The following is a 21190-nucleotide window of genomic DNA, read 5'->3' on the forward strand; positions in this document are numbered from 1 at the left end:
GGCACATCCTGACCGACACCGACGGACGCCTGCTCGCGGTACGCGTCCACGCCGCCGATATCCAGGACCGTGACGGCGGCAAGCTGCCGCTCATGGCATCGCGCCGGCGCTACCCGTTCGTCGCCCGCGTCTTTGCCGATGGCGGCTATGCCGGGCGTCTGGTGGAATGGGCTGCCGACAAGACCCACGTCACCCTCGACATCATCCGCAGGGGCGCCGGGGCCAAGGGTTTCGAGGTGCTGCCGCGCCGATGGGTGGTCGAACGCACCTTCGCCTGGATCTTCAAGAACCGCCGGCTTGTCCGCGATTACGAGCAGATCACCGACGTTGCCGAAACCCTCATCACCATTGCCGCCTCAGCTACCCTCCTGCGCCGATGGCAATGAACCAACCCCCTTCTCAAACGCGCTCTTAGAAGAACGCCATCCGCAGCGGCATCCAGATCGCCATCAGGACCATCATCAGGTTTTCGGTCAGCGAGATGAAGCCGAGCGGCACGTTGCTGCCACCGCCGACGCACGCGCACTTGAGCTCGCGCCCGTCGATGTAGACCGCCTTGAAGACGGAAACGGCGCCGATGGTGCCGATCACGAAGGCGATCGGGGCGGCGATCCAGATCAGCGCGCCCGCGATCATCAGGATGCCGGCGGCGGTTTCGGCGTAGGGGTAGATGGTGCCGTAGCGCACCCAGCGGCGGGCGAGCAGGTCGTAGTTCAGGAACATCGTGGAGAAGCTCTCGACGTCCTGGAGCTTCTGGATGCCGAGCAGGCACATGGAGATGGCGATGAACCACTCCAGCGCGCGGACCGTGAAGATGGTGCCGAAGGCGGCCCAGCTGACGGCCAGTCCCATCAGGAACGCCACGGCGAAGATGGCGATCACCGGCCGGTAGCTGGTCTCGTCCGCATCCGGCACGTACTCGCCGAAATACTCGCGCAGATCGTCGTAGCCGCCGATCCGCTCCCCGTGGATGAAGGTCTGCGGGGTGGTGTCGACGTCGTGCTCGCGCTGGAAGGCGTCCGTCTCCGGGCGGGTCGTCAGCCACTGGTCGTCGACCTCGAAGCCGTTCCGCTCCAGGAGCGCCTTCGACTTCAGCCCGAACGGACAGACATGGTCCTCCATGACCATCCGGTAGAGGGTCGCGGTCTTCTCGTCTGGGGTCGTGGCTGACGTCATCGGTCTCTTCCTCGGCTGTCTCGTCTCGGCGCTCCCGGCTACTTGCCGTCGATCTCCGCGGTCGCCGCGGGGCCACCCTCCAGGTCGGAGATGAGCGCCTTCATCTCGGCGATCTCCCTGCGCTGGGCCTCGATGATCTCGTCCGCCAGCTTGCGGACCCTCGGGTCTTCGATGTTGGCGCGTTCGCTGGTGAGGATCGCGATGGAGTGATGGGGGATCATGGCGCGCATGTAGGAGACGTCGCCGACGGTGGCCTGGCTGCGGACCAGGAAGAGGGCGCCGGCGAACACGATCGCCGCACCGACCACGATCGCGATATTGGCCGTTCGGTTCGAGTACATGCCCAGCATGAAGGCGAGCATGATGACGGCCATCGTCGCGCCCATGTAGAGGGCGGCGTAGGCGCGTGTCTCGCTGAAGAAGACGTGGCCGATCGCGTAGGTGTTCAGATACATCAATCCGAACATGACGACGGTCGACGTGAAGATCATCGCCAGGAAGCGTGCGTAGGACATGTTCCCCTCCGGCGGCGGAAGTCTCCATTCGGTTCGGAAGGCTAATGTCCCTGGCCGGCCATGGTTCCGTGCTTTCCCCGGCCGCGCGCCGCGGCCGGCGGAGGCGAGGCGCGGGCGATCTACTGCGAGGCCTGATCCCGGGCGGTGATTTCCGCCTGGACGGCGCGCTGTTCCTCCGGCCACTGGCTCTTGATGTAGGCCAGGACGTCGCGGATCTCGGCGTCGGAATAGGTGTCGCCGAAGCCGGGCATGTCGCTCTGGTAGCCGTCGCCGACGACCGCCGCCGTGCCCTCCTTCACCAGACGGAACAGCAGGGCGTCGCTGTGGTGCCAGGTGTGGCCGGTCTCGTCGTGCGGCGGCGCCGGATATCGGCCGTTCGGGCCGGGCTGCCGCCAGTTGGCCTGGCCGGCCAGGTCGGCACCGTGGCAGGAGGCGCACGCCTCCGCGTAGATCCGCTCGCCGCGGGCGAGGTCGACGGCGCCCGCCGGCGGCGCCGAGGGCCGCATCGCGATCCAGGTGCCCGCGGCCGCGACTGCGACGACGACGGCGACGCCCGCCAGCGCGAGATGGGCGCGCCTCACAGCCGGACCCCGCGCAGGCGCAGCGCGTTGCCGATGACGGAGACCGACGACAGGCTCATGGCGAGTGCCGCCACCATCGGCGACAGCAGCAGGCCGAACAGCGGGAACAGGATGCCGGCGGCGATCGGCACGCCGGCGGCGTTGTAGGCGAACGCGAAGAACAGGTTCTGGCGGATGTTGGCCATGGTCGCCTGGGCCAGACGGCGGGCCCGGACGATGCCGCCGAGATCGCCCTTCACCAGGGTGATGCCGGCGCTCTCCACCGCCACGTCGGCGCCGGTGCCCATGGCGATCCCGACGTCGGCGGCGGCCAGCGCCGGCGCGTCGTTGACGCCGTCGCCGGCCATGGCGACCGACAGGCCCTGGGCGCGCAGTTCCTCGATGAGGGCGCCCTTGCCTTCCGGGCTGACCTCGGCGCGCACGTCGTCGATGCCGAGCGTGCGGGCGACGGCCTCGGCGGTGCGGGCGCTGTCGCCGGTGGCCATGATGATGCGCAGCCCCGCCTCGTGCAGCGCCTTGATGGCGGCGGGCGTCGTCTCCTTGATGCGGTCGGCGACGCCGATCAGGCCGGCAGGCTTGCCATCCACCGAGACGTACATGGCGGTCTTGCCGTCGCCCTGCAGGGCGGCCGCCTTCTCCTCCAGGTCGCCGAGCGCGACGCCTTCCTCCTCCATCATGGCGCGGTTGCCCAGCGCGATGCGATGGCCGTCGACGCTGCCGCGCACGCCCTTGCCGGTGACGGCCTCGAAGCCGGTGGCGTCGCGGCGCGCCACGTCGGCGGCGCCGTCGACGATGGCCTCGGCGAGCGGATGCTCCGAGCCGCGCTCCAGGGCGGCGGCGGCCGACAGCAGGAAGTCGCGGTCGGTGCCCGCGACGGGGACGGCGTCGGTGAGCGTCGGCTTGCCCTCGGTCAGCGTGCCGGTCTTGTCCACCACCAGCACGTCGACCCTGGCGAAGCGCTCCAGCGCCTCGGCGTCGCGGATGAGCACGCCCGCCTGGGCGCCGCGGCCGGTGGCGACCATGATCGACATCGGGGTGGCGAGCCCGAGCGCGCAGGGGCAGGCGATGATGAGCACGCTGACGGCGGCGACGACGGCGTAGCCGATGGCCGGCGCCGGGCCCAAGACGATCCAGGCCAGGAAGGCGAGCACCGCGACCGCCACCACCGCGGGCACGAAGTAGCCGGCGACCTTGTCGGCCAGGCCCTGGATGGGGGCGCGGCTGCGCTGGGCCTTGGCCACCATCTCGACGATGCGCGACAGGGTGGTCTCGGCGCCGACGGCCTCGGCCCGCATGATGAAGCTGCCGGTCTTGTTGAGGGTGCCGCCGGTGACCGGCTCGCCCTCGGTCTTTTCCACCGGAACCGGCTCGCCGGTGATCATGCTCTCGTCGACCGACGAGTGACCCTCCAGCACGACGCCGTCGACGGGGACGGCCTCGCCGGGCCGCACGCGCAGGCGGTCGCCGGATTTCACCTCGTCGACGGGGACGTCGGCCTCGCCGTCGTCGGTGAGGCGGCGGGCGGTCTTGGGCGCGAGATCCATCAGGGCGCGGATGGCGTCGCCGGTGCGCTCGCGGGCGGTGAGCTCCATGATCTGCCCGACGAGGACGAGGACCAGGATCACCGCGGCCGCCTCGAAGTAGACCGGCGGCAGGCCGTGGGGGCCGAGCAGCGCCGGCGGGAACAGGCCGGGCGCCAGCAGGCCGACGAGGCTGAAGAGATAGGCCGCCCCGGTCCCCAGCATGATCAGCGTCCACATGTTGGGCGCGCGGTTGACGATGGAGTTCCAGCCGCGCCGGAAGAACGGCCAGGAGAGGATCACCACCGGGGTGGCGAGCAGGAACTGTACCCACACGTAGACGTGCGGGCCGATCCAGGCGGCGAAGGGGATGCCGACATGGCCGCCCATCTCCAGCAGGAAGACGGCGGCGGCGAGCGGCGCGCCGATCCAGAAGCGGCGCCGGAAGTCGACGAGCTCGGGATTGGGGCCGGCGTCGGCCGACGGCGTCATCGGCTCCAGCGCCATGCCGCAGAGGGGGCAGTCGCCGGGGGCGTCGCGGACGACCTCCGGATGCATGGGGCAGGTGTACTGGGTCCCGGCCGGCATCGGTTCCGGCTCCGGGCGGTCGCCCAGCCAGGCCTGCGGGTCGGCGGTGAATTTCGCGTGGCACCGCTCCGAGCAGAAATAGAACCGCTCGCCGGCGTGTTTGGCCATGTGCTTCGCCGACGACCGGTCGACATCCATGCCGCAGATCGGGTCGGTGGCGGTGAGGAAGGCGTGCGGATCGGCCTGGAACTTGGTCCGGCAGCCTTCGGAGCAGAAATGGAACGTGTGTCCCTCGTGCTCCGCCGTCGGCTTGCCGGCCGCGGGATCGACCGTCATGCCGCAGACGGGGTCGCGCACGATGGCAGCATCGGTGTCGAGGGTGGCGTGAGCGGTCATCGGTCGAGCCCTTCGGCGGGTGGTTTTCGAAGCGAGACCCTTCAGATGGGCCTTCCAGCAACTGGAAGGTCAAGGCCGGTGGGACTATATTTGCGGATGCCGTCCATTCGGGCGGCTGTGATGCGGGGACGTGCCATGAACATCGGCGAAGCGGCGGCGGCGAGCGGACTGCCGGCCAAGACGATCCGCTATTACGAGGACATCGCGCTGGTGCGCCCGGCGCGCTCGGAGAACGGCTACCGGGATTTTGCCGAGAGCGACGTGCACAAGCTGGTGTTCCTGGCGCGGGCGCGCTCGCTGGGGTTCACGGTGGAGGAGTGCCGGCACCTGCTGTCGCTCTACGAGGACCGCAGCCGGGCGAGCGCCGACGTGAAGGCGATGGCGCGCGACCACCTGGCGCGCATCGACCGCAAGATTGCCGATCTGGAAGGGCTGCGGGCGACGCTCGGCGGGCTGGTCGAGCGCTGCCACGGCGACGGGCGGCCGGACTGTCCGATCCTCGACACGCTGGCCGAGGGGCAGGGCGCCAGAGCGGCGGCGCCGGCGCCCGCCGTGCCGGCGGCCCGGGCCGCTACCAGCGCCGGGAGAAGCTCGCGAAGATCGACTTGCCCGCCGCCGAGGAGGTCACGTCGTCGAGCGACGCGGCGATGCTGAACCCGTCGGCGATCTGCTGCTCGGCCCGGAGGCTGGTGTGCCAGTCGCCGTCGCCGGGGTCGCGGTTGTTCTGGGCGACGAAGGCCGTGTTGGTGGGCTTGAAGTCGAGCCGCACGGCGGTGAGGGCGGCCCAGTCCGGCAGGACCGCGTCCTCGGCGCTGGTCAGCGTGTAGCTGTCCTCGACGCTGGCGGAGACGAGCTTGCCGAGCGTCCAGGTCTTGCGGCCGGAGAAGCTCACCGAGCTTTCCCGGGACGACGGGTCGACCTGCAGGCGGATGGCGGTGGCATCCCATTTGAGGACGCCCGCGCCCTTCGGCATCTCCACCGTGCCCCAGATGGTGCCCGACGGGTCGCCGGACGCCCGCGCCCGCCCGGCCGACGGGGACTGGATGGCGGCGACCTCGAAGTCGACGGTCGTGCCGATCGACGGCACCCACCACATGGGCGAACGGGTGCCGACGCTGACATCGTAGGTGCGCTCGGCGCTGCTGGTGACGGTGACGTTGAGCGGCCGGGTGCTCTGGGCGGGCGCCGGGCCGGCGGCGGCCAGGACGGCACTGCCGGCAAGGACTGCACGGGCGGCAAGGCGCGCGAGCGGCAGCAGGGTGCGGGCGATCATGAGACGGAATCCGATGCTCTCGGGAGCGGCGCCTCCAACCGCTCCGGGACGACAAACTTCGTTATCGGATTGTTATTGCGGTGCAATATAGCACGCGCGGCGGCAACGCCGAAGACCAAGTTTTCGGCAGTCGCGGCGGGGCGCGCCGGGCCCCGGTCGGGCCTGATAATCCATGCGCTTGAGGGCCTTCGCAGAACCGTTCCAGGTCCGGCCGCCCATTTCTGCGGCAGGTCTCCGCCGGCGGGGCGGCCGGCGGGCGGAGTGCCGCGCTAGTAGTCGCGCTCGAAGAACAGGCCGAGGCTGGAATCGCCGTTCGAGCCGACCGCTCCGCGGGCCGTCAGGTTCTCGGTGATGTCGATGTTCACCGTGCCGCGGGTGGTGCCCTGGGCGCCGGCCTCCACGCCCAGATAGATGTTGTCCTCGATGTAGCGGCCGGCCTGGACGGCGGCGTTGCCCTCGCTGTCGGTCACCACGTCGAGCTGGTCGAGGCCGGTCGCCTGGCGGAGGTTGTTGAGGAGCGAGGTGTTGGCGCCGCCGGCGAGCTCGGCCGCCGCCGCCGCCAGCTGGGCGATCTGGAAGGCGGACAGCTCGCTGAGGCTGCGCTTGAAGATGAGCTGAGCGAGCACCTCGTCCTCGGGCAGATCCGGCTGGGAGGAGAAGTTGATGCGGAGATCGGACACCCGCCCGGTCACGTGAACCGTGACCGTAATGTCGGAGCCCTGGGAGGTGGCGGTGAAGTCGACGAACGGGTCGAGGTCGCCGATCAGCGTCACCGTGCCCTCGTCGAAGGTGATGCGCTGGCCGACGATCTGCAGGTTGCCGCGGATCAGGCGGAAGCCGCCGATCGGCTGGATGTTGGTGACCGGGCCGGTGAGCTGCACCGATCCGCCGAGCTCGGTGTCGAGGCCGCGGCCGCGCACGAAGATCTGGTTGGGGGCGCTCACCTCGATGTTCACCTGGACGACGCTCGGGCGCGCCGTCGGCACCGGGGTGCCGCCGATCATCCGGGCGCGTTTCAGGGTGGTGACGACGGCCGCCGGCGGGTCGACGTGGATCACGTCGATGACCGGGGCGCCGCCGCCGAAGCTCTCCGGCACGGTGATCTCGGCCCGCTCGATCCGGATGTCGCCGGAGATCAGCGGGTCGCGGGTGAGCTGGCCGGTGACGGCGAGCTGGCCGCTGACGGTGGCCACCACGAGCTCGCCGTCGGCGTAGCGGGCCTGGTCGAGGACGATGCGGAGGTCGGCCGGGAAGCCGGCGGCCGGCGAGATGCCGACGGTGCCGGAGACGTCGACGGTGCCGCCGCCGACCACCTGGGCGCGGCCGGTGCGCAGGGTGACGCGGTCGCGGTCGATGGTGCCGGCGAGCGTGATCCCGGTGAGGCGGAGATTGGTGTCCGGATCGATCACCTGGGTGTTGGCGGTCTCGAACGCGCCGGTGACGACCGGGTTGGCGAGCGGCCCGCGGACCGCCGCGTCGAAGGTCAGCGTGCCGGCGACCTGGGTGCCGCGCTCGGCCAGCGGACGGTTGGCGAGCGCCAGCGGCACGGTGCCGCGGATCGCCACGTCGAGGCCGTTGCCGGAGAGCGGCACGCGGCCGGAGGCGGAGATGGCGAGACCCTGCGGGCCGGCAACCTGGGAGCTGGAGAGGCTGAGGACCTGGTTGCGGTATTCGCCCTGGGCCGCGAGGGTCAGCGGCGCGGCGCCGAACTGGACGAGGGGGGCGGCGCTGAGGCCGTTGCCGTCGACGGAGAACGTCGCCGCCGGGTTGGCCAGCGGGCCGGTGACCCTGGCGCGCCCGGAGACGATGCCAGACAGGTCCTGGCCGGGGGCGACGGCGTTGAGGCTCGCCAGCGGGAATCGGTCGAGGGCGACGTCGAGGTCGAGCGATCCGTCGCCGAGGGGGACGGCGCCGTTGGCGGTGGCCCGGAAGCCGTCCGGGCTGGTGACGGTGGCGTCGATCTGCAGCCGGTTGGTGGTCGAGGTGCCCCTGGCGACCACGTCGAGCGAGGAGATACCGGCCTGGCCGAGGGCGGCGGCCCGGAGGGCGCGGCCGGTGACGTCGAAGCGGATGTTCGGGTTGTCGCGGGTGCCGGTCACGGCGGCGGTGCCGTCGAGGGTGCCGCCGAGCGCCAGGTCCGGCTTGATCGCGTTGGCGATGGCGAGCGGCAGGGCGGCGATGCGCACGTCGAGGTTCAGGGTGTCGGCGATGGTCCCGTTCGCCGAGACCTCGCCGCCGCCGACCGCCAGCGCGAGGCCGTCGATGGTGACGTTCTGGCCGGCGATCAGCACCGAGGCGGGCGACTTCAGGCGGGCGGCGAGGTCGCCCTGGACGAGATCGGCGCGGCTCAGCGACAGGCGGAAGCCGCCGGCCTCCGGCGCCAGGCTGCCGGCCGTGTCGATGGTGGTGCCGATGGCGAGGGCGGCGTTGGCGGTGAAGTCGGTCGCCTCGCCCTGCCTGGTGGCGTTGGCCTGCAGCGTCGTCACGTCGTAGCCGGCCGCGACGATGTTCTGTCCGCTGACGGTGCCGTCCACGGCCGGCACGCCGAACAGGTCGTCGATGGTGGCCTGCACGTCGGCGGCGCCGACCCGCACGCTGTCGAGCACGAGGTCGCGCACCTGGGCGCTCACGTCGGCGTGCTGCTCGCCGTTGGCATGGGAGAGCTTGATGTCGGCCTTGGCCGACCCGGTGGCGTCCATCAGCGCCAGCGCGGCCGCCAGCGAAATGTTGGGCGCATCGAGCGCCAGGGTGCCTTCGAACAGGCCGTCCTTGCCCTGGGTCAGATTGCCGGTGAGGTTGGTGCCGCCGGCGGTGAAGTCGAGGCCGGTCAGGCGCTTCTCGCCGTCGGCGACGGCGATGTCGGTGGCGAGCGAGACGCGGTGTCCGTCGAGGAAGGCGCCGCCGTCGACCTTGCCGGTGAGGGTGTCCTCGCGCAGCGTGCCGTCGAAGGCGAGCGCGCCGTCGGTCAGGCTGCGGTTCTGCAGCTGCCCCTTCGGCATGGCGGCCTTGAAGGCGAGCGCGATCACGCCGTCGCTGCCCTTGGCGGTGCCCGAGGCGGTCAGGCGGCCCGAGGCCTGCTGGGTGATCAGGGCGAGGTCGGCCAGCATCAGGTCGAAGCGGAAGTCCGCGGCGCCGGTGGAGAAGTTGCCGTCGGCCTTCAGCTCGACGTCGTCGTTGCCGAGGCGCAGCTGGCTGGCGCGGAAGCCGGTTTCGTCCCGGGCCACGCCGCCGGTGATGGTCGTTTCCTGGGAAAACAGATTGTCGACGGCGTCGATGCCGACGTGCAGACCGCGGGCGCTGCCGTCGAGCGTGAGGTCGAAGCCGCCGGAGATCGGGCGGATCTCGCCCCGGGCGGCCATGTCGAGCTGACCCTCCAGATCGCGGTCGGCCAGCTGGGAGAACGGGGCGAGGCTGGACGCGACGAGCTGGATGGTGCCGTTGAAGGCGGTGTCGGCGATGTCGCCGGCCATGCTGGCCGAAAGCCCGTTGCCGGTCAGCTGGGCGCGGGTCAGCGTGATCGGGCTGCCTGCGGCCCACGTTCCGTTGACGTCGAGGGAGATCGTCTCGCCCAGCGCGGTGGCGACCTCGGGCCGCTCGGAGGTGATGCCCGTGACGTCGCCGTCGATGCCGAAGGTGATGCGCCGGGCCTCGGCGTTGCTCAGGTTCTGGGCGAGGCCGCCCATGATGACGGAGACCTTTTCGGCGGAGAAGGTACCGGTGGCGAGGCCGTTCACCTCGATCCGGCCGTTCCAGTCTTCCCGACCGGCTTCCCCGAAGGAGATCTGGATCCGTCCGTCGCCCACCGACGATCCGGGCGCGCCGGGCAGGACGACGCGGTTGTCGGTCGTATCGGCGAGCTGCCCGTCGACCGAAAGCCGGCGCAGGAAGCCGTCCGGGGTGGTCTCGCCCGAGGCGGCGAGCGTCAGCTTCTCGCTGTCGACGTCGAACTTCTCGATGGCGAGCGACCCGTCGTCGCGCGACACGCCGGCGAGGGTGACGAGGCTGTTGCTGCCGAACAGCTCGCGATGGGCGGGCGCGACGAGCTCGGCGATCGAGCCTTCCAGGCGGGCCTCGAAGCCGAGGCCTTCGGTGCGCTCGCGCAGCCGGACGGCGCCCGTCACCAGGCGCTTGCCGTCGGCATCGAGGCTCATGGCGACGTCGAGGTTCTCGACGGGGCCCTCGCCCTTGATCGCCAGGTCGATCGGCGGGCGGCCTTCCATGTTCAGAAGGTTGGCGACGACGCCGTCGGCCGGCTCGGACAGCGAGAGATCCAGCGCCAGCGCGCGCGTTGCGTTGGAGAAGCTCGCCTTCAGCGCCAGCTTGCCGCCCGGGCCGTCGCGACGCGTGATGGCGAGATCGGTTTCGAGTTCGCCGGACTGAAGCCGCAGGCTGCCCTCGACCGAAAGCTCCGCCGCAAGGCCGAACACGGGCTGGCCGAAGCTGACTTCGGGAACGTTGAGCTCGCGCAGGATGACGGCGATCGGAAGTTCCGGCACCTGGAACGGGCTGGCCTCGGGGGAGGGAAGGCTCTTGTCCGGGTTCGGGCCGCGCGGCATGTCGATCCGCTCGGCCGTCAGCTTGTCGATGGACAGGCGCCCGCGCAGGAGCGCGGTCCGGTTCCAGACGATCGACGCGTTGGTGATGGTCAGCCAGATGCCTTCGTCGTCGGCGACGGTGATCCGGCCGATGGTGGCGTTCGAGGACAGCGCCCCCTGGATGCCCGACAGCCGGATCTGCCGGTTCGGCGCCGACAGCTGGTTTTCGACGATGCGGGTCAGCATCGACCGATCGGTCGCCTCGTCGCTCTGGGCGAGCGCCGGCAGCGAGAAGAGGACCAGACCGAGGGCGAGGATGAGGCGGATCAAAACGCTTGTCCTATGCCGACGTAGAAGGCGACGCTGGGATCGTCGGCGCTCTTTTCGAGCGGCACGGCGACGTCGAGGCGAATGGGCCCCAGGCTGGTGAAATAGCGCAGGCCCACGCCGGCGCCCATCTTCACGTCCTGATCGAAATCGGGCGTCGAGTCCGCCCCGACCAGGCCGGCATCGAGAAACGCCACGGCGCCGATGGTTTCGGTGAAGCGGCCGCGGAGTTCGATCGATCCCTCGACCAGCGACTTGCCGCCCACCACGTTGTCGCCGACCTCGACGCCGATCGAGCGGTAGGGATAGCCGCGCACGGAGCCGCCGCCGCCGGCGAAGAACAGGATGTCCGGCGGGAGCTCGTCGATGGACGGGCCAACCACGGTGCCGATCTTGGCGCGCCCGGCGATCACCAGCCGGTCGTCCGGGCCGATCGGCAGGTAGGAGCGCGCCTCGCCGGTGAAGCGGGCGGCGGTGTTCTCGTAGTTGAACTCGTAGAAGGGGAGCGCCGTCACGTCGACGTAGACGCCGCGCGTGGCGTTCACCGGGTCGTTGCGGTTGTCGAAGGTGAGGGCGCCCAGGAACCCGCCGGTGGTGAAGTCGCGGGTGCCGTAGACGTCGTCCTCGAACCGGGCGTGGCTGCCTGCCAGATAGGCCTTGGCGGTGAGCTCCTTGCCGAACAGCCGGGTGAACCCCGCCTGCCCGTTGACGCCGGTCTTGGTGTAGGGGTCGAGCACCTCGCGCTCGAAGTAGCCGGAGGCGGTGAAATTCGTGTCCGGGGTGCCGACGCCGGGCTTGGTGAAGGTCGCGCCGGCGCGATAGGTGAAGTCCTCGGGGTCGGCGTTGTTCTCGAAGTTGGCGACCCGGCCTTCGATGCGCAGCTGCTCGGCGCGGCCGAACAGGTTGCGGTGCAGCCAGTAGGTTTCCAGCCCGATGCCGTCGATGGTCGAATAGGTGCCGCCGATGCCGATCCGGTGGAGCTTGCGTTCCTGGACGACGATGGTCATCGGCAGATCGCCGTCCGGGCCGATCTCGGGGGCTTCCTCGATCGTCAGCGCCCGGAACACGCCGAGGCGGGCCAGGCGGTCGTTGGCCCGCTTGACGTCGTCCGGATCGAACTCCGTGCCCGGCTTAATGCCGGCCATGTAGCTGACGAAGCCGGGCTTCATCTTCTCCGTGCCACGCACGCTCGTCTGGCCGAAGTAGGCCTTGCGGCCCGGCTGGATCTCCAGCTCGGCATCCACGGTCTTGCTCGGGTGCTCGGCGACGACCCGGCGCGGCCCGGCCTTCGCCTTGGCGTGGCCCTGCTGGCGCCAGGCGGCGATCTCGAGCTGCTCGGCCCGGATGATGGTGCCCGACCGGGCCGGCTGGCCGGAGGCGAAGCCGGCGGATTCCGGCGAGGCAACCACGTCCCTGCGGTTGGTGGCGGGCGGCGCGCGGTTGGCGATCAGCGTTTCATCGAACAGGAACAGCGGTCCCGGATCGATGGTGACGCGGACGTCGGCGTCGCCGGAGAGCGGGGTGTCCGGCGGCAGGTCCGCGGCCTGACGGCCATCGACGGTGATCGACACCGTGCCGCCGTAGCGCGCTTCGCTGTAGAGCGAATAGACGATGCCCCGGTAATCGCCGCGCGCCTTGGCCAGCAGGCCGGCCGCGCCGGACGCCGGCTTCTCGCGATCCTGCCAGAGGCGCGAGGCGTTCTTGAGCGTCTTCTCGATGTCGGAATTGTCGCCGGCCACCTCGAAGGTGACGGTGTAGGGCTGCGGCTCGCCGATGATCTCGTCGGGGTCGGTCTTCTTGCCGCCGAAGAAGGTGTGGCCGAACAGCTCGAACGCCGTCGCCGGCGCGGGAAACGCCGGAATCCAGAGGCTTGCCACCAGGAGGGCAGCCAAAGGGCGGCGTCCGGGACGGCCGCTCAAGAGTGTGGCTCGCAATTTCGGCCGACCATCTCGCGCCATGCTGTCGATACGTGCCCCCCGCCTCCGGAGCTTTCTTCCACGGTTGCGGGGTGGCATTCAACCCGCGACCGCCAGCAAGGTTAGTCGTTCGTAACGATTCCAGCTGCATGCTGGCCTAAAGGCGACACCCGCCGGAGGTCGGTGCGGGCCGGCGCCGGACACAGGGCGGGAGCGCCCCGGCACAGCCCGCGGATGGGAGGATCAGATCGGGCGACGCGGAAGCGCTCTCCGAGGCCTGTAGATGCAGATGCCGCACGAAGACCGTCGTCAAGTTGTGGCCAGGGCCCGGCCAGACCATCGTGCCGCCGGATGATGAAGGCCGGATGATCGCTCGATGATGAAAAGGTGAATTGCCGATCGCCGTGCGGTGACCATCTCATGGTGGTGTTGCAAGACGTTCGACTTCAGCGGCGAAGATTGTCCACACGCGGCGATCTTGCCGAAGCAACCGAGGAATCCAGCGCATAACCCGGATGACGTACGACCCGAAAGGATCCCGCCAGCGGTTTGTTCGGCGCGGCGCGCTTGCGTCGGCAGGGACGCATGCCGGGATCGGCACCGACACCCGGTTGCGGGGGTTTGCCGGCCAGCTGGGAAAATTGTTCCTGCGGCGCGCGTGGAGGGATGCTGCCGCCCGCTCGGCCGCCGTTCCAATCGCGACGGACGACGGCGCGGCACGACAGCCGGCGCCGGAGCTGTTCGAACGGGCGGTGGAGGCCGCCGGGATCGGCACCTGGGAATGCACGCTGCCCGACGAGCGGCTCGTCTGGTCCGGCACCACCTATGACATCTTCGGGCTGCCGCGCAGCCACGCGCTGCAGCGGCGCGATGCGCTGGCGTTCTATTCCCGCGCGTCGCTGGCGACGCTGCAGGGCACCCGGAGGCGCGCCATCGATACGGGGGCGGGCTTCACCCTCGACACCGAGATCGTCACCGCGGCCGGAACCCGCCGCTGGATGCGCATCACCGCCACGGTGGACCACGACGGCGACACCCCGACCCGCCTGTTCGGCCTGAAGCAGGACATCACCGAAGAGAAGCTGCTGCTGGAGAAGGCGCAGTTCCTCGCCGAGTTCGATGCGATGACCGGCATCTCCAACCGGACCCGCTTCGAAGCGGGGCTCGCCGCGCTCTGCCAGGACGTCGGGTCGGTCGCCCGACCGGGGGCGCTGGTGCTGATCGATCTGGACGGCTTTAAGCTGATCAACGACACGTTCGGCCATTCCGCCGGCGACGAGGTGCTGCGCGAGGCGGCGGCGCGGCTGTCCAGGGCCTGCGACGGCGCCGGGATGGTGGCGCGCATCGGCGGCGACGAGTTTGCCGTGCTGGTGCCGCCGGGCAGCGAGATGCGCTTCGCGGAAGGCATCGCGGCCCGCATCGTCGCGGTGATGGCCGAGCCGGTGTGCCGCGACGGGATCGACTTCGGGTTCTCCGCCTCCGTCGGCATCGCCGCCGCGTGGGCGTGCACGCCGCGCGAGCTGTTCGCCCGGGCGGACGCCGCGCTCTACGAGGCGAAGGGTGCCGGCCGCAACACCTACCGGATCTTCGAGCCGCCGATCGGGCCCTGAGGGGTCGCCCAACCGGCGCCAGCGGCGGTTCCCCCGCGCCGCCGGTTCCGGCCGGCCGGGAAGGCATTCCTTCTGGAGCCGTATCCAAGCGACCAGGTGATTCCACCTGACGGGAAAAGGCTCTAAAGTCCTGACGGATCGACGGCATCCGGGGGGCGGCCATGACCACGACGCTGTCTGCGGCACTCGGCTACACGCTGATCCCGCTCGCCGCCGGGCTGCTGGGGGCGCTGCTGGCGGTCCTCCGACCGCCCGGACCGAGGATTACCAGCGCGGTCCAGCATTTCGCCGCGGGCGTGGTGTTCGCGGCCGCCGCGGGGGAAATCCTCCCCGACATCCTGGAGCAGGGCGGCATCATGCCGACGGTCGCCGGCGGGCTCGCCGGCATCGCCGTGATGCTGCTGCTCGGCCGGCTGGAGACGGTGGCGGCCGGCCCGGTCGGGCTGCTCGCCGCCGTCGGCATCGACCTGCTGATCGACGGGCTGGTGCTCGGCATCGCCTTTTCGGCCGGCGCGGCGGTGGGCATCCTGCTGACCATCGCGCTGACGCTGGAGGTGCTGTTCCTCGGCGTCAGCACGGCGATCGGCCTCGGCGAACGGATCGCCTCGCGCGTCCGGGTGGTCGCCCTCACCGCGGGGGTCGCGCTGCTGCTGCCGCTGGGCGTGCTGCTGTCGGCGCCGGTCGCCTACGCGTCGGCGCCGGTGAAGACCGGCCTGTTCGCGTTCGGGCTGATCGCGCTGCTGTATCTGGTCACCGAGGAACTGCTGGTGGAAGCCCACGAGCAGGCCGAGGACACGCCGTGGATCACCGCGCTGTTCTTTCTGGGCTTCCTGGTGCTGCTGGTGCTGCAGGAGGCGATCGGCTGAGCGAGAGCCTTTTCCGATCAGGTGGTTCCACCTGATCGATGAGAAATGGCTCCAGATTCAATAGCTTGAGCAATTTCTTTTCGTTCAGATCGCTTCGATCTGAACGGGACATGCTCTAGCGCGCGTCGCCGCCGGCGGCCTTCATGGCGAGGACGGCGGCGGCGGTGCGGTTCTCCACGCCGAGCTTGTTCAGGATCTTCTCCAGGTGCTTGTTCACCGTGCCGGGGTTGAGGGTGAGAATCTCGGCGATGTCGCGGTTCGACTTGCCCTGCATGATCCAGTGCAGCACCTCCGCCTCGCGCACGGTCAGGCCGAACTTCTCCTTCAGCCGCTCTTCCAGCGACACCGTGTCCGGCGACAGGCGCACCAGGATGTCGCCGGAGGTGGCGCGCCCGACATAGGTGACGGTCAGCGTGTCGCGGCCGCTGCCGGAGCTCCAGGGGACCACCGAGGTCACCGGCCGGTCGACGGTGTCGGCCAGCCAGGCAAGCAGCGATGCGTCGGCGATGCGCTGGCGCCCGGCGATCAGGCCGGGAAGTTTGCCGGCAAACTGCAGCGCGTGATCGGAGGCCCAGGCGATGCGCCCGTCCGGCGCCACCGCCATGATCGGGTGGCCGACGGCGTCGAGGGCGCGGCGGGCGTCGTCGACGAGGCGGGCGTTGGCGACGTGCACGGTGACCCGGGCGATCAGCTCGTCGGTGTTGACGGGCTTGGTGATGTAGTCGACGCCGCCGGCGCGCAGCCCGGAGACGATGTGCGACGGATCGCTGAGGCCGGTCATGAAGATGATCGGCGCGGGGCTCGGGTCGGGTCCCGACTTGAGGCGCCGGCAGGTTTCGAAGCCGTCGAGCTCGGGCATCACGGCATCCATCAGGATGACGTTCGGCTGCACGCGCTTGGCCAGCGCGATGGCGGTGATCCCGTCGCGCGCCACCAGCACCGTCAGTCCGGCCTCCTCGAGCGTGTCGATCAGCATCGACAGCGTCTCGGGCGCGTCGTCGACGACGAGCACGATGTTCTGTCCGCCGCTAAGCGTCACGGTTCGCCTCCATGTCCGAGAGCACCTGGTCGAGGTGCGGCAGGTCGAAGGTGGCGACGATGCCGCGCAGGCGGGCGACGGTGCCGGTCAGGCCCGGGTCCTCGCTTTCGATGGCCGCCAGCGTCTGGCGCAGGCCGCGGGGGTAGCCGATCTGGGCGAAGCGGCGCAGCTCCTCCAGCCGGTCCTGGGGGATGCGCGGCGCTTCGAGCGCCTCGGTCCGGTTGACGCCGTCGGCCAGCGTGTAGGTGATCTTGAGGTGCCGCTCGAGCTTGATCAGCAGCTCGTCGATGTTGATGGGCTTGGCGATGAAGTCGTCGTGCAGCGCCCCCTGGCTGCCGCGCGAGCGCTGGTCGGCGGCATGGGCGGAGACCATCAGGATCGGCGTCGTCTCCTCGCCGTTGGCGCGCAGATACTCGGCGAACTGCCAGCCGCTCATCCCCGGCAGCGACACGTCGAGCAGGAACAGGTCCGGCTTGATCCGCGCCAAGAGCTCGATGGCGGCCTCGGCGCTTTCGGCGAAATGCAGGGCGAAGCCGATCGGGCGCAGCGCATCATGGAGCAGGGCGCGGTGGTCCGGCTCGTCCTCGACGGCGAGGATGGTGCGCGGCGGGCCCATGTAGCCGTTGACGACGCGGCGGTGGTTGGTGGGCAGGGTGGTGGTCCGGTAGACGCGCGGCAGCATCAGCCGGATCTCGAAGCGGCTGCCGACGCCGGGCGTCGAGTCCACCGTCAGCTCGCCGCCCTGGATCTCGGTCAGGAGCTTGGTGATGGTGAGCCCCAGACCGGTGCCGGGAATGACCGGCCCGTGCGGACGGGTCAGCCGCTCGAAGGGCAGGAAGATGCGGGGGATCTGGTCGGCGGGGATGCCCGGGCCGGTGTCGATGATGGTGAAGCGCGCGACCTCGCTGCGGTACTGGACCTCGAAGCGCACCTCGCCGGACGGCGTGTAGCGGATGGCGTTGGTGAGCAGGTTCATCAGGATCTGGCGCAGCCGGCGCTCGTCGCTGCGCACCCAGTCCGGCAGGCGGTCGATGGCGGAATAGGAGAAGGCCAGTCCCTTTTCGTCGGCCTGCATCCGGAACACGGCCACCAGCTGGCTCAGGAATTCCGGCAGGTGGATCGTCTCGGAGTAGATCTCCAGCCGGCCCGCCTCGATCTTGGAGATGTCGAGCAACCCCTCGATCAGGCCCGACAGGTGCTCGCCGCTGCGCCGGATGATGGAGACGGCCTCGTGCCGGCGCGGCGGCAGGTCGGGGTCGGTCTCCAGCAGCTGGGCATAGCCGAGGATGGCGTTCAGCGGCGTGCGCAGCTCGTGGCTGATGCCGACCACGTAGCGGCTCTTGGCGACGTTGGCGGCGTCGGCCTCCCGGCGCGCGCGCTGGAGCTCCGCATCGGTGCGCTTGTGGGCGCGGATCTCGCGCATCAAGAGCTGCGCCTGCTGCTCGCTCTCGCGCATCGCCGTGCGCTGGCTCTCCTGGGCCAGCACGAACAGCCAGATGGCGATGCCCGACACGAAGGTGAGCGTGGCGAACGACAGCCAGAGCGACTGGACCAACGAGCCGTCGGGATCGACGCTCACCTGATAGATCAGCCGGAGCGGCAGGCCGATGACCAGCATGGCGAACGCCATCAGCACGACGAAGGCGGCGTAGCGGGTCTTCAAGGTGCGGCCGATCCGGCCGGGAAAGATCCAGTCGATGAGGTCCTTGACCTGCTCCGGCAGGCTGCCGGTCGGCTTGCACATGTCGGCGCAGCGCGCATCGAGCGAGCAGCACAGCGAGCAGATCCAGTTCGCATAGAACGGGCAGTGGATGACGTCCTCGCGCTCCAGCGTGTTGCCGCAGACGCCGCAGGTCTTCTCGTTCTCGTCGAGGGGCTCCGGCTGGCGGGCGATGTAGTAGCGGCCGAGGGTGGCGGCGGCGATCAGCGGCGCCAGCAGGAACGCGGCGGCGAGCGTCAGCGGCGTGGCGAAGGCGGCGAGGGTCTCTCCGAAGATGCCGCTCGATGCGGTGAAGCCCAGCGCCGCGGAGCCGATCATCGCGCCGACCCCGACGGGATTGACGTCGTAGAGATAGCCGCGGCGGAACTCGATGCCGGGCGGGCTCAGGCCGAGCGGCTTGTTGACGACCAGGTCGGCGACGATGGCGCCGACCCAGGCGACCGCGACCGTCGAATAGATGGCGAGCGTCGATTCGAGCGCCGCGAAGACCCCGAGCTCCATCAGCATCAGCGCGATCAGAACGTTGAACAGCAGCCAGACGACGCGGCCCGGATGGGCGTGGGTGAGCCGGGAGAAGAAGTTCGACCAGGCGATCGACCCGGCATAGGCGTTGGTCACGTTGATCTTCAGCTGGGAGATCACGACGAAGGCGCCGGTGAGCGCCAGCGCCACCGTCAGGTCGGGGATCATCGTGCGGAACGCGACCAGATACATCTGCGTCGGCTCGACGGCGTTGTGCAGCGACACGCCGGCGTGGACGGCGAGCACGGCGAGATAGGAGCCGGCGAGCATCTTGGCGACGCCCAGCACCGACCATCCGGGCCCGGCGGCGACCAGGGCGAACCACCATTTGCGCCTCTCGGCCCGCGTCTTCGGCTCGGGCAGGAAGCGCAGGAAGTCGACCTGCTCGCCGATCTGCGCGATCAGCGAGAACACCACGCCGGAGGCGGCCCCCACCATCAACAGGCTGGCGCCCTGGGAGGCGTGGCCGTTGCGCGGCTCGAACGACATCCAGTCGGCGATCCCCAGGTCGCCCGACATGGCGACGAGGACGAACGGCAGGATGTGGAGGATGATCCACGGCGCCTGGGTCCATTTCTGGAAGATCGAGATCTTGGTGAAGCCGTGGGTCACCAGCGGGATCACCACCAGGGCGTTGAGGAGATAGCCGATCCCCAGCGGCACCCCGAAGCAGAGCTCCAGCGCCAGCGACAGGATCGCCGCCTCCAGCGCGAAGAAGATGAAGGTGAACGAGGCGTAGATCAGCGACGTCACCGTCGAGCCGATGTAGCCGAAGCCGGCGCCGCGCGTCAGCAGGTCGATGTCCACCCCCGCCTTGGCGGCGTAGTAGGCGATCGGCAGGCCGGTGAGGAACAGCACCGCGCCGACGAGCATGATCGCCACCACGGCGTTGTCGAAGCCGTAGGAGAGCGTGATCGCGCCGCCGATCGCCTCCAGCGCCAGGAACGAGATCGAGCCGATCGCGGTGTTGGCGACCCGACCCACTGACCAGCGCCGGGCCCGGCGCGCGGTGAAGCGCAGCGCGAAGTCCTCCAGCGTCTCGTTGGCGACCCACTGGTTGTAGGTGCGGCGTTGCCGCGTGATGGGGCGCGGCCGGCTCATCGTGCGGTCAGGCGCATTCAATGATCGTCTCCCGGCATGCTGCGCTGCGGCGAAGACGCGCTCCTTTCCCGCCAGTGCGGCGGGCGGTGGGCGCCCGACACCCGGTCAGCCGCTCCCCTTGGCGGCCGTCCCGTCAGTCCAAGAGCCAGCATGGCGTCCACTTTTGCGTAGCACCATGGGTAGATCCACCCATTGCTGCGCTGCAACCATAGCGGTGATGCTCCGATCAACGGCCGGACGCCAACCGGTCTCAAGCAAGTTTTGCACCAGCACCGCGAAGAGGAGCGTCATGACCGACGGGAAGAAGACGTCAGGACTGAATCCGGCCGTAAGCCGGCGAAATGTTCTCCTGGGCGGGGCGGCCCTGTCGGCCGCCCTGTTCATGCCGAAGGGGCTGCGCGCTCAGGACTATCCGACGGCCAAGGTGAACACGACCGGCCTCGCCGTCACCGACGACACGGTGACGGTCGGCATCCTCCACTCCGTCACCGGCACGATGGCGATTTCGGAGACCGGCTCGGTCCAGGCCGAGAAGCTCGCCATCGCGCAGATCAACGCCCAGGGCGGCGTGCTGGGGCGGAAAATCGACTTCATCCAGGAAGACGGCGGCTCCGACTGGCCGACCTTCGCGGAGAAGGCCAAGAAGCTCCTCGTCAACGACAAGGTCGCGTCGGTGATGGGCTGCTGGACGTCGGCGTCCCGCAAGGCGGTGCTTCCGGTCTTCGAGCAGTACAACGGCATGCTCTACTACCCGACCTTCTACGAAGGCCTGGAGGAGTCGCCGAACGTCATCTACACCGGCCAGGAGGCGACCCAGCAGATCATCGCCGGCATCGACTGGGTGGTGAAGGAGCGCGGCGCCGAGAGCTTCTACCTGCTCGGCTCCGACTACATCTGGCCGCGCACGTCCAACAAGATCGCGCGCAAGCACATCGAGGACAAGCTCGGCCTGAAGGTGGTGGGCGAGGAGTACTATCCGCTCGGCCACACCCAGTTCAACTCGGTCATCAACAAGATCCGCCTGAAGAAGCCGGACGTGATCTACGCGATCGTCGTCGGTGGCTCGAACGTCGCCTTCTACAAGCAGCTGAAGGCGGCCGGCATCGACATGACCAAGGAGGATCCGCTCCTCCTGACTATCTCGGTGACCGAGGACGAGATCCTCGGCATCGGTGGCGAGAACATCGTCGGCGCCTATGCCTGCATGAAGTACTTCCAGAGCCTCGACAACGAGAACAACCAGGAGTTCGTCAAGGCCTTCAAGGACATGTGGGGCCAGGACATCGTCATCGGCGACGTCACCCAGGCCGCCTATCTGGGCCCCTGGCTGTGGAAGATGGCGGTGGAGAAGGCCGGATCCTTCGACATCGACAAGGTGCGCGAGGCGTCGCCGGGGCTGGAGTTCACCAAGGCGCCGGAAGGCTACGTGCGCATCCACGAGAACCATCATCTCTGGTCGAAGACCCGGGTCGGTCACGCCCGCGCGGACGGCCAGTACGACGTGGTGTTCGAGACCTCGGAGCTGGTCGAGCCGGATCCGTTCCCGGAGGGCTACCAGTAAGCCG

General features: G+C 69.6%; 13 protein-coding genes and 1 pseudogene. 5 read left to right on the forward strand and 9 right to left on the reverse strand.

From position 1 onward, the window contains the following. A partial coding sequence (locus ACSSVZ_RS24700; RefSeq protein ID WP_453973443.1) for a transposase occupies window positions 1-386 on the forward strand: 386 nt, incomplete at its 5' end. Window positions 387-411: 25 nt separating this feature from the next. Here ACSSVZ_RS24700 and ACSSVZ_RS24705 read toward each other — a convergent pair. The 4 genes from ACSSVZ_RS24705 to ACSSVZ_RS24720 all read right to left on the reverse strand — a co-directional run bounded on the left by ACSSVZ_RS24705 (window position 412) and on the right by ACSSVZ_RS24720 (window position 4716). After that, window positions 412-1176: a MauE/DoxX family redox-associated membrane protein gene (locus tag ACSSVZ_RS24705; RefSeq protein ID WP_453973444.1), complete on the reverse strand. Its 765-nt coding sequence runs from the start codon at window positions 1174-1176 to the stop codon at window positions 412-414. 38 nt (window positions 1177-1214) lie between these two features. Further along, entirely contained in the window at window positions 1215-1691 is a 477-nt protein-coding gene (locus ACSSVZ_RS24710) for a DUF305 domain-containing protein (protein ID WP_453973445.1), read from the reverse strand. A 119-nt stretch (window positions 1692-1810) separates the two neighbouring features. Further along, entirely contained in the window at window positions 1811-2272 is a 462-nt protein-coding gene (locus ACSSVZ_RS24715) for a c-type cytochrome (RefSeq protein WP_453973446.1), read from the reverse strand. Continuing rightward, a complete protein-coding gene (locus ACSSVZ_RS24720) occupies window positions 2269-4716 on the reverse strand; it encodes a heavy metal translocating P-type ATPase (RefSeq protein WP_453973447.1) in 2448 nt (815 codons plus the stop codon). The genes ACSSVZ_RS24715 and ACSSVZ_RS24720 overlap by 4 nt, the downstream gene beginning before the upstream one ends. Before the next feature lie 135 nt (window positions 4717-4851). Between ACSSVZ_RS24720 and cueR the strand changes: the two are divergent. Then, window positions 4852-5235, forward strand: a pseudogene (cueR, locus tag ACSSVZ_RS24725) (Cu(I)-responsive transcriptional regulator); the annotation flags it as partial. 52 nt (window positions 5236-5287) lie between these two features. Here cueR and ACSSVZ_RS24730 read toward each other — a convergent pair. From ACSSVZ_RS24730 to ACSSVZ_RS24740, 3 genes are all read right to left on the reverse strand, one after another. After that, window positions 5288-5989 carry a hypothetical protein gene (locus tag ACSSVZ_RS24730; protein WP_453973448.1) on the reverse strand — a complete coding sequence of 234 codons (702 nt, stop codon included), beginning with the start codon at window positions 5987-5989 and terminating at the stop codon, window positions 5288-5290. Between the two features lie 269 nt (window positions 5990-6258). Continuing rightward, window positions 6259-10854, reverse strand: coding sequence for a translocation/assembly module TamB domain-containing protein (locus tag ACSSVZ_RS24735; RefSeq protein WP_453973450.1), 4596 nt, complete (start codon window positions 10852-10854; stop codon window positions 6259-6261). Beyond that, window positions 10851-12809 (reverse strand): autotransporter assembly complex protein TamA, encoded by a 1959-nt coding sequence (locus tag ACSSVZ_RS24740; protein ID WP_453973451.1) that lies wholly within the window; start codon window positions 12807-12809, stop codon window positions 10851-10853. Before ACSSVZ_RS24740 ends, ACSSVZ_RS24735 begins: the two co-directional genes overlap by 4 nt. A 599-nt stretch (window positions 12810-13408) precedes the next feature. On the opposite strand from ACSSVZ_RS24740, the gene ACSSVZ_RS24745 reads away from it, so the two are divergent. Both ACSSVZ_RS24745 and ACSSVZ_RS24750 read left to right on the forward strand, forming a co-directional pair. Next, window positions 13409-14377, forward strand: coding sequence for a diguanylate cyclase domain-containing protein (locus ACSSVZ_RS24745; protein ID WP_453973452.1), 969 nt, complete (start codon window positions 13409-13411; stop codon window positions 14375-14377). 161 nt (window positions 14378-14538) lie between these two features. Next, entirely contained in the window at window positions 14539-15243 is a 705-nt protein-coding gene (locus ACSSVZ_RS24750) for a transporter (RefSeq protein WP_453973453.1), read from the forward strand. A 115-nt stretch (window positions 15244-15358) separates the two neighbouring features. Here ACSSVZ_RS24750 and ACSSVZ_RS24755 read toward each other — a convergent pair whose 3' ends face one another. Both ACSSVZ_RS24755 and ACSSVZ_RS24760 read right to left on the reverse strand, forming a co-directional pair. Continuing rightward, the gene (locus ACSSVZ_RS24755; RefSeq protein ID WP_453973454.1) at window positions 15359-16282 is read right to left on the reverse strand and encodes a response regulator; all 924 of its coding nucleotides are present in this window, start codon (window positions 16280-16282) and stop codon (window positions 15359-15361) included. Then, entirely contained in the window at window positions 16272-19625 is a 3354-nt protein-coding gene (locus tag ACSSVZ_RS24760; protein ID WP_453973483.1) for an ATP-binding protein, read from the reverse strand. The genes ACSSVZ_RS24755 and ACSSVZ_RS24760 overlap by 11 nt, the downstream gene beginning before the upstream one ends. A gap of 289 nt (window positions 19626-19914) precedes the next feature. Between ACSSVZ_RS24760 and urtA the strand changes: the two genes are divergently transcribed. After that, complete coding sequence (gene urtA, locus ACSSVZ_RS24765; RefSeq protein ID WP_453973455.1) at window positions 19915-21186, forward strand: urea ABC transporter substrate-binding protein; 1272 nt, start codon at window positions 19915-19917, stop codon at window positions 21184-21186. Window positions 21187-21190 lie beyond the last annotated feature (4 nt).

The sequence above is a fragment of the Amorphus sp. MBR-141 genome, from assembly GCF_053628695.1.

Coding starts and splice junctions, on each gene's coding strand:
- ACSSVZ_RS24705 (WP_453973444.1), bottom strand. CDS start 1,176: ATGACGTCAGCCACGACCCCAGACGAGAAGACCGCGACCCTCTACCGG.
- ACSSVZ_RS24710 (WP_453973445.1), bottom strand. CDS start 1,691: ATGTCCTACGCACGCTTCCTGGCGATGATCTTCACGTCGACCGTCGTC.
- ACSSVZ_RS24720 (WP_453973447.1), bottom strand. CDS start 4,716: ATGACCGCTCACGCCACCCTCGACACCGATGCTGCCATCGTGCGCGAC.
- ACSSVZ_RS24730 (WP_453973448.1), bottom strand. CDS start 5,989: ATGATCGCCCGCACCCTGCTGCCGCTCGCGCGCCTTGCCGCCCGTGCA.
- ACSSVZ_RS24740 (WP_453973451.1), bottom strand. CDS start 12,809: ATGGCGCGAGATGGTCGGCCGAAATTGCGAGCCACACTCTTGAGCGGC.
- ACSSVZ_RS24750 (WP_453973453.1), top strand. CDS start 14,539: ATGACCACGACGCTGTCTGCGGCACTCGGCTACACGCTGATCCCGCTC.
- ACSSVZ_RS24760 (WP_453973483.1), bottom strand. CDS start 19,625: ATGAGCCGGCCGCGCCCCATCACGCGGCAACGCCGCACCTACAACCAG.
- urtA (WP_453973455.1), top strand. CDS start 19,915: ATGACCGACGGGAAGAAGACGTCAGGACTGAATCCGGCCGTAAGCCGG.